At 70.2% G+C, this 10046-nt stretch carries 4 protein-coding genes; all 4 read left to right on the forward strand.

Going from position 1 to position 10046, the window contains the following annotated elements; translation table 11 throughout:
- The coding region (locus ACOJSN_RS17875) for an SdrD B-like domain-containing protein (protein WP_420113844.1) at positions 1 to 4455 on the forward strand (4455 nt) is incomplete at its 5' end.
- A 214-nt stretch (positions 4456 to 4669) separates the two neighbouring features.
- Positions 4670 to 7225 (forward strand): helix-turn-helix transcriptional regulator, encoded by a 2556-nt coding sequence (locus ACOJSN_RS17880; protein WP_420113845.1) that lies wholly within the window; start codon positions 4670 to 4672, stop codon positions 7223 to 7225.
- A 44-nt stretch (positions 7226 to 7269) separates the two neighbouring features.
- A complete protein-coding gene (locus tag ACOJSN_RS17885) occupies positions 7270 to 9273 on the forward strand; it encodes a cytochrome c oxidase assembly protein (protein ID WP_420113846.1) in 2004 nt (667 codons plus the stop codon).
- A gap of 1 nt (position 9274) precedes the next feature.
- Positions 9275 to 9970: a class I SAM-dependent methyltransferase gene (locus tag ACOJSN_RS17890; RefSeq protein WP_420113847.1), complete on the forward strand. Its 696-nt coding sequence runs from the start codon at positions 9275 to 9277 to the stop codon at positions 9968 to 9970.
- Positions 9971 to 10046 lie beyond the last annotated feature (76 nt).

The following is a 10046-nucleotide window of genomic DNA, read 5'->3' on the forward strand; positions in this document are numbered from 1 at the left end:
GCCACCGGCGTCGACTTCTCGTTCCACGTGCCGACCGCCTACGTCGAGAACAACCCCCGCGTCTACATCCCGATCCTCCAGTACGGGGTCTCGGACGGCGAGAGTGCGGCGATGCCGGGCTCGGGCGTCATCCTCTGGGACGCCGAGAGCGCCAGCGGTGCCGGTGCGGCGCCCGTCCCCCAGACCGGCGTGGTGCCGTTCAGCGAGATCGGCGCCACGAACGGCTCGGCCATGACCCGCGCGGACTCGATCGATGACGTGCCGACCGTGTTCGCGGCCGCCTACCTGCGCCGCCACATCGGATTCGGCCCGGGCGGGATCGGCGCCATCTACCGGGTCACCCCGGACGGCGCTGACTGGTCCGCACCGACCGCGTCCGCCGACGTGTACGTCAACGTCGCCGACTGGGGCATCGATCTTGGCGGCCCGGACATCTCCGCCGACCCGACCGACCCCAACGGGTTCCGCCCCAACGTGACGGCCGACAACCCGGACTACGACTGGCTGCGCGACGCCCAGGCGTGGAACGACGTGGGCCGCGCCGGCCTCGGTCTCATCTCGATGAGCCCGGACGAGCGGTACATCTTCGCGGTCAACCTGCACAATCGCTCGCTCATCCGGATCGACACGGGTGGCAACCCCGCGGGCACTCCGGTCTCGGTCCAGGAGTTCGAGCTCGACGCGTACTTCCCCGACAGCTCCGACATCCGCCCCTACGGCGTGAGCGTCGACGCGCTCACCGGCACGATGTACATCACGGCCACGAACACCGCCGAGACGAGCCAGGACGTCGCCGACCTGCACGGATATGTGTACTCCTTCGACGCCGAGACGCCCGGCACCTTGACCGAGGTGCTCGACTTCCCGCTCGACTTCGAGCGTGGGGGGTACTCCGAGACGTTCTTCCCATGGGCCACCGAGATCGGCCACTACCCGGCCGGGACCGAGATGCGTTACGACATGCCGGTGGTGGCGAGCGTCCAGATTCTCCACGGTGACCTGATCGTGGCGATCCGTGACCTCGTCGGTGACATCTTCGGCACCCTGACGAACCTGTCGGGGGACCCGACCGACGGCGACACCCGCATGGTCACGCACGTTCGCTCCGAGGGTGACGTGTTCATCGCCGCCCCCAACGGTGACGGCACGTTCACGCTCGAGAACAACGGCGTCCACAACGGCGTGCTGGGCAACGGCGCGCAGCAGGGCGACCAGGGGCCCGGCGGGCTGCGCTACTTCGACACCGGGTACACGCCGCTGAACCAGGACAACGAGTCCACGGGCTCCGTCGTCGTCATGCCCAGCCGGCCGGACGGGATCATGACCACCGGCGTGCACGTGGCCAACGCGGGCCTGCAAGAGGGCACCCGCAGGCTCTACCAGGCCACCGGCGCCGGGTACGACCCGAGCGGCGCGCTGATCCGGAGAACGGACACCAGCCAGGTGACGTCGAAGGGCAACGGTCTGGGCACCGCCTCCGTGCTGGCCTCCGCTGCTCCGATCGAGATCGGCAACTACGTCTGGTACGACATCGACAACGATGGCATCCAGGACCCGGACGAGCCGCCGGTCGAGGGCGCCACGGTCAACCTCTACGAGGTCGACGGTGACGGCAACCGCACCTGGGTGAGCAGCACCACCACCAGCGCACTCGGTGAGTACTACTTCTCCTCCGACCCGACGCTCAACGAGAACGGGTACGCACTCCAGACCAACACGGACTACGTCGTCGGCATCGACAACCCGGACGACTACGCAGCCGGTGGCCCGCTGGAGAACTGGTACCCGACCATCCCGGACACCGGTGACACCAGTTCGGTGGACGCGGACCGGAATGACTCCGACGGGCTGGTCGAGGAGACCCCCGACGGGTGGTTCCCCTTCGCTGCGATCACCACCGGTGGCCCGGGCGAGAACGACCACACGATCGACTTCGGGTACTCGAACATCGACTACGAGTTCGACAAGCGGACCGTCTCCGGTCCGACGGAGAACCCCGATGACGACGGCACCTGGGTGCTCGAGTACGAGCTGGTCGCCGAGAACATCGGCATGATCGACGGCTCCTACGGTCTGACTGACGACCTCACCGGGTACGGCGAGGGCATCGTGGTGGTCGACACCGAGGTGGTCTCCGGGCCGGCCGGTGCGGCGCTGAACCCGGACTGGGACGGTGTGGACGACCAGCGGGTCATCACCGCCGACCAGCCGATCGCGGCGCAGTCCACGATCGACAACGGGACCGAGCACGTCTACCTGATCCGGGTCACGGTCGCGCTCGCGACCGACGCGGACACCGGCGAGGCCACGGCCACGCCGGAGGCGCTGACCTGCACCGACGGTCAGGCACCCGGTGACGCGACCACGGGGCTGTTCAACGTGGCGACCATGGAGCCGAACAACCACGAGGACCTGGTCGACAACGAGTGCGGTGACCTGCCGCTGGTCACGCTGGACAAGAGCGTCACGGTCGAGCCGCACGTGGTTGACCCGATCGCCAACCCGGGCGAGTACGAGATCACCTACGGCCTCACGGTCACCAACGAGACCACCACCGCCACCGACTACGACCTCCAGGACCGGCTCCGGTTCGGTCAGGGGATCACGATCGTCGAGGGCTCGGTCTCGAGCGAGAACGTGACGCCGGGCGGGGTCGCCACGAACCCGGCCTACGACGGCGTCGGTGACTCCTTCATCGTCACCGACGAGCCGATCGGCGCCTCCGAGGTGCACACCTACACGGTCACCGTGCGGTACACGGTCGATCTGCCCGATGCGGGTACGGTCGACCCGGATCCGTCGGCCTGTGGCGATGCCAATGGTGCGGATGGTGCGGACCCCACGGGTCTGTACAACGACGCGAACACCTCGTTCAACGGCTACCCGAGCTACGACGACGAGTGCCGCGAGGTCGGCGAGGTCACGCATGACAAGTCGCTGATCTCGGCCACGCCGATCGGCAACGGTCAGTGGGAGGTCGTCTACGGCATCGAGGTGACCAACAAGGGTGTCGAGCCGGTCGGGTACGACCTGGCCGACGAGCTGCACTTCGGTGAGGGCATCACGGTGGCCGCCACCGAGGTGACCTCGGTCCCCGACGGCGTCACGCCTGCCGACCCGGCCTGGGACGGTCAGGACAACCTGACGGTCACCACCGGCGTCACCATCGCCGGCAGCGACGACCCGGATTACGCACCGCACGAGTACGTGCTGACCGTGATCGCGGACGTGCCGCTGCAGCTGCCGGACCCGGTCGATGGCATCGACCCGGCCACCTGTGGCGACGCGGGTGCCGGAGCGGTGGACGACACGGACCGCGCGTTCAACAACGTGTCGACGCTGACCGACGAGGCTGGTGCGGTCGAGGAGGACGACGCGTGTGCGGGCCCGCCCGAGTTCGCGATCGTCAAGACCGTGGCCGACGACTCGCCGGTCGCGGGCGGTGATGGCACCTGGACCGTGAGCTACGAGATCACGGTGACGAACACCGGTGGCCTCGAGGGCGAGTACGACGTCAGCGACCGCCTCCGCTTCGGTGACGGCATCGACGTGGTCTCCTCGAGCATCCAGGCACCCTCGGGCGTCGCGACGCTCGACACCTGGACCGGTGAGGGTGTCGAGGGCGCCGAGGAGAACCTCCTCGCTGCCGACGTGGCGCTTGCCGCTGGCGAGACGCACACGTACACGGTCGACGTCGTCGTCGCGATCGACGAGGCGGGCTTCGGCTCCGACTCGCTGACCTGCGCCGAGCCCGGCTCGGGCGGCGCCGGCGGTCTGTCGAACGTGGCAGGTCTCGGTCACAACGACCTGACCGATGAGGCGGATGCCTGCGTCACGATCGAGCCGCAGGTCTCGCTCGACAAGACGATCGCCTCGGGTCCGGTCACCGATGACGACGGCGGCTACACCATCACCTACCAGATCGAGGTGACCAACACCGGTGGCCTCCCAACGAGCTACGTGCTCTCGGACGAGCTGCGGTTCGGCGCCGGGATCGACGTCACCGACGTCGAGGTGAGCAACGAGACCCCCGGCGACGTGCCGGTGCTCGGAAGCTTCACCGGTCTGGGTGAGGCGGGCTCGGCAGAGAACCGGATCACCGGTGACGTGCCGATCGCGATCGACGCCGTGCACGTCTACCTCGTCGAGGTGACCGGCACCATCGATGTCTCGACCGCGACGCTCGCGTCGCTCGAGTGCGCCGAGGACACCGGTTCCGGTACGGGGTCGGGTCTGCTGAATGTCGCGACAGTCGACCACGCCGGTGACCAGCTCACCGACGACGCGTGTGCACCGCTCGATCCTCCGCCGGGTGCCGATCTGCCCGACACGGGCGCGAACGGTGTGGGGACGGCCGCTCTGGTTGCCGGTCTCCTCACGATCCTCGGTGGAGCGCTGGTGGTAGCCCGTGCCTGGCACCAGCGGGCCGTTCGCCGGGAGCTGCCCATCCCCTAGGTCGCGCTCACGAGCGAATGGCGTCACGGATGGGGCCCTCGGGCCCCATCCGTGGCACATGTCGGACAGCGTTGATCGCCCCGACGACCTCCTCGATAAGTTGTGTCTTCAATTAATGGGCCTCGGTGCCGTCGGACCACCTAGGCTCTCGTCGGGGGGGACCGATCTGGCACCGGTGCGCGCCCCGTCCGCAGTCCACGGACGGGGCGCACCCGTGACGACCACCCCGGAGGTGACAGCAGACGTGTCGCACGGCAGTCGGCGTGCCGTCCCGGGGGAGGGCGGCGGTGAGCGACGTCTCATACGGCCGAGGCTGATCCGCCGTCTGTCGGTCGCGCTCACCACCGGCATCGCGCTCATCCATGGTCCGCACGGTGCAGGCAAGGACACGCTCGTTCGCACCTGGGCCCGCAGAGCGGGTGCCGAGCTGGTCTGGTTCGACGCCGCCCACGCGGGGGCAGCGACGTGGGAGACGCTCACACTTGCGCTGCAGCGGACATCACCGCCAGTGGTCGCGGTGCTGCGAGGGCGAGCGATTCAGGATGGCGCCGTGCTCGCGGAGCTGCGCCGCCTCCAGGCGCGTCACCCGGCCCTGTCCGTAGTGCTGCTGCGTGGCCTGGGGATGTCGCTGACAGCGAGCGACCCCGAGCTGCCCTCGGTATCGGTCGTCACCGCCAAGGATCTGGCGTTCACGACCTCCGAGATCGTCCAGCTCGGCGACCTGGTCGGTGTGCGTGTCGACGAACGCACCGCGCGTGCGGTGCACGAGCACACCGGTGGGTACGCGTTGGCTGTGGACGCCCTGGTGCAAGCCATGCGCGGAACCGGCCGGATCACCGAACCGCTGCTGGAAGAGACAGCGGACCTCTTGATGGGCGTCGCGGCCGAGGGGTCAGCATCCGGAGCGGTCTCGGCCGCCGGATGGCAGCGGATGCTCCGCACCGCGATTCCGGAATCGTTGTCGTTCGCGCAGGTGGGATGGATCTGGGGGACTGCTGAGCCCGAGCGGGTGGTGCAGCTTCTCGATGGGTCCGGACTGGCCCACGTGGTGGAGACCGACGGCGGACCACGCGTTCTTCTGGTCTCGGCGCTGCGGTCGGGGCTGCGCAGGCGGTCGAGGATCGACTTCACGAGGCCGCAGCTGGAAGCCGCGGTCACCGAGATGGCGCAGTGGCTCGACGAGCACGGCGACCTTTCCGGTGCGGCGTCGCTGCTCCACGAGTACGGCTTGAGCGAGCAGCTGGGCGAGTGGGCGCGACGTCGTTGGCAAGAGCTCCCGCGCCTGTCTGCCGGCCTGGTCAGGGATGTGCTCCGCACGCTCACGCGTACCGAGCAGCGGGACCCGCGACTCCTCGCGGCGCATGCGCGGGTGCTGGTCGATGTCTTCCAGCACGGTCACGACGGCAACGTCCGGGCTCGGGACCGCCGCAGTGCGTCGCTGCTGCTCGAGCGTGCGGCCGGCCAGGACCGTGAGCTCGATGATCCTGCGGTCGAGACCGCGATCGTCGGCGTGCAAGCCGTACTGGCACGGGCCGCCGGAGACCACGAGCGCGCCGCCGCGCTGCACGCCCGCGCGGTCGCGCTGGCCGAGGCTGCCGACTCTGCCTCGTTAGGTTCCTGGCAGCAGGGTCAGGCAGCGCTGACATCGCTCAGCACGGGTGACCTCCACGGCGCGGCCCGCGAGCTCGGCCGCGCCCTCGACCTGCGCTCTGGCGACTGGGCCGAGAGCGGCCATCTGCTCCTCTCGGAGCTCGACCGGCTGACCCTCGGCTACCTCGGGACGCTGCACCCCGACGACGACGGCGAGCAGGACGGGCCCCGCGCACTGGACGGGCTCGCGGGGAGCGTCCGCGCTCTCGCCGAGACCTCCCGGATGATCGCTCAGCTTCAGGTGGCCAGCGCGTGGGAGCTCCTGGACCAGATCCCGACCGCCACGGGGTCGGAGGACCCCGCTGTCCTGCTGGCGCTGCGCGCCCAGGCGGAGGCGATGGCCCACGTGCTCGCCGGGACGCCTGTGGCGGGCCTGGGGGCACTCGACGTCGTCGACGCGTTGCTGCACACCCGCCGCCTGTCTGCGTTCGAGGCCACGCTGCTGCGCAACACCCGCGCCGAGCTGCTCGTGGCGGTCGGCGAGCCGGAGGAGGCGCTCGCGGTCCTGGACGATGCGGAGGCCCCGACCGGGCTGGCCTCGATCCTGGTCCGTTGCGTAGTGCTGCTCGCACTGGGGCAGCCGCGCGAGGCGGCCGCGCTCGTCGGCCCCTTGCTGCCGACCTCGTCGAGGTGGGCCGAGACGTACCCCACCTGGATGCTGCTGGTCTCGTCGCTGGTGTTCGCCGATATCGGCGACACCGCCCGTGCGGACCAGCTGCTCGGCCGCGGCGTCGCGATCGCGGCACGCTCGGGTGCGATGCTGCCCTTCGCGCGGCAGGGCCAGGAGCGCATGGTCCAACTGATCGAGCGGGCACGTGAGCTGCGGCTCGACCCCGGTTCGCGCGCGCTGCTGGACCAGCTGGAGGAGGCGCGCGAGCACCTGCGGCTGTCGTCGGTTCAGGCGCGGTTGTCAGCGCGCGAGCTGGTCGTGCTGCACCGGCTCCGTGAGACCGGTGCCACGCGGCGGCTCGCGGCCCTGCTGCACGTGTCACCGAACACGGTGAAGAGCCAGTTGCAGAGCATCTACCGCAAACTGGGTGCGAGCACGCGTGCCGAAGCACTGCGGGCAGCGGCCCTGCTCGGACTGCTCGACGACTCCAGCGTTCAGCGCTCCTCCTGAAGCGGCTGGACAGTCGCAGCCACGCGCGCGGATACCCTCGAGCCGTGACGTCCGTTTCCCGTTCTGCGCCCACAGTGGGCGGGCAGGTCCGGGTCTGGCCGTGGGTCGCCGCCGGATTCCCGACGGCGGTACTCGCCGCGCTCGTCGGCGTCGCGATCACCGGTGCGAGCGCGCCCACCCTCGTGGGAGACCCAGGTGCCTTGGTCCGCTGGGCGAGCCCCGCCGTCGGGACCGTGATTCAGCTCGCGACGGCGGTGACCCTCGGCGGGCTGGTGATGCTCACCTTCGTCCTTCCCGGAGGGAAGGGTGAGAAGGGCGACGGAGCCTGGCGTCTCGTGCGCACGGTCGTCTCGATCTCGGGGCCGGTGTGGGCGCTGCTCGCGGTGGTCGAGCTGGTGCTGGGATACGCGCTGGTGGCGGGGCGTCCGATCGGTGGCGAGGGATTCGGCGACGAGCTCGGCTTCTACGTGACCGAGATCTCGACCGGGCGCGCTCAGCTGGTGACCGCGGTGCTCGCGGCGCTCGTGGCGATGGCGAGCGCTGCCGTGACCGGGTACCGGAGCGCGCTGATGGCGCTGGTGCTGGGTGTGGCCGTGCTGATCCCCGTGGCCACGCAGGGACACGCCGCCGGCAGCAGCAACCACGAGCTCGGGATGAACGGGATCTTCGGGCACGTGCTCGGGGCTGCGGTGTGGACGGGCGGGCTGGCGGTGCTGGCATTGGCCGGACACCGGCTGGGCCGCACGGCCCCGGCGGTGGCGGGCCGGTTCTCTGTCGTGGCGGCGTGGTGCTTTGCGATCGTGGCGGTCTCGGGGCTTGCGAGCGCGTGGATCCGGGTGGGGTCACCCGCCGCGCTCGGCACCCGCTACGGCCTGGTGCTGGTGGCCAAGATCGTGCTGCTGGGCGCGCTCGGCGCGGCCGGCTGGTGGCACCGGCGCCGTACGATCGCGCAGCTGCGGGAGGGTCGCGGCCGGCTGTTCTGGCGGCTGATCGGCGTGGAGGTCGCGCTGGTGGGGGTCGCGAGCGGACTCGGTGTGGCGCTCTCGGGGAGCGCGCCACCGATCGAGCAGGAGCCCGCTGGTGTGCTCTCGCCCACCGAGCTGCTCTCGCAACGGCCGCCGCCACCCACGCCGACGCCCGAGAACATCCTCACCGCCTTCTACCCGGATCTCTTCTTCGGGTTCGCGGTCGCTGCGATGCTCGTGGTCTACCTCGGCTGGGTGCTGCGGCTGCGGCGCCGCGGCGACACCTGGCCGGTGGGCCGCACGGTCGCGTGGGTGGCAGCCTGCCTGGTGCTCGCCTACCTCGTGCTCGGTGCGCCCGCGGTGTACGGGCACGTGCTGCTGAGCGTGCACATGGCAGCGCACATGGCGTATGTGATGGTGGTGCCGATCCTGCTGGTGACCGCGGCTCCGGTGACGCTTGCGATGCGTGCACTGCCTGCCCGCACCGATGGCTCCCGTGGCCCTCGCGAGTGGCTGCTCGGACTGGTGCACTCCCGTTGGGGCAGGTTGGTGGCGAACCCGGTGGTCGCCGCGTTCGTGTTCATCACCACGATGGTGGCGTTCTACTTCTCACCGCTGCTGTACCTGGCCTCGACCACGCACCTCGGGCACATCGGAATGATCGTGCACTTCGTGCTCAGCGGCTACCTGTTCGTCAACGGGCTGATCGGCGTGGACCCCGGGCCGACGCGCCCCGGCTACCCCATGCGGCTGATCCTGTTGTTCGCCACGATGGCGGCGCACGCGTTCTTCGGCGTCGCGATCACCACGATGACCGAGCTGCTCGCCGCCGACTACTTCGGTGCGCTCGGTCTGCCCTGGGGCGTGGACGCGCTTGCCGATCAGCGCGCCGCAGGCGAGATCGCCTGGGGTATCGGCGAGATCCCCTCGCTCGCCGTGGCGGTGCTGCTGGCGATGAGCTGGGCGCGCGACGACGCCCGGATCGCCCGCCGCAAGGACCGCGCCGCTGACCGTGACGGCGACGCCGAGCTGGCTGCCTACAACGAGATGCTGTCGGAGCTGTCCGACAAGGATCGGAGCTGACGTGGCGGTGAATGTCCGCACCAGCGAGTCGCGGCTGATCCGTGCCGTCGGACGGTGGCTGCACCGCGTCAACGCCAGGCACCCGTGGAGTCACAACGACTACTTCCACGGCTGGATCCGGCGCCGTCTGCCCCACCTGGGCGATCCGGGCAGCGCGGCGCTCGACGTCGGATGCGGGCGTGGGCTGCTGGCGCGCCGGCTCGGGCGGGTCTATGACGGCGTGCTCGCGATCGACGTCGATCCCGACATGGTGGCGGCGACACGCGCCAACGCCTTCCACCTGCCGCACGTGGCGGTTCAGCAGTCCTCGATCGAGGACGTTGCCGGCCACGACCGGTTCGACGCGATCACGATGGTGGCGGTGCTGCATCACCTCGATCCCTCGACGGCGTTGCCCGCCGTGCGTCGTCTGCTGCGGCCGGGTGGTCGTCTCCTCGTGGTGGGGCTCGCCAGCCTCGAGAGTGCGGTCGACGTGGCGTGGGACATCACCTCGGCGCTGACGAACCCGATCATCGGGTTCGTGCTGCATCCCACGCCGGTGCGCGAGCCCGAGCAGCGTCCCGCGGCGTTCCCGACGAAGGATCCGACGGTGTCGGTGCGTGAGCTCCGCGCCCTGCTGGCCCGTGAGCTCCCCGGCGCCCGACTGCGCCGCCGCCTCGGCTTCCGCCACACGATCGAGTGGACCAAGCCGACCTGATCGCACCGCACCGTGCAGTCAGCGCCGGGCACGGGACCCGGCTTCTCCCGACGTCGATCCGGCGGCGGACATCGCG

The sequence above is a fragment of the Pseudactinotalea sp. genome (assembly GCF_048594945.1).
Classification (GTDB): Bacteria; Actinomycetota; Actinomycetes; order Actinomycetales; family Beutenbergiaceae; genus Pseudactinotalea.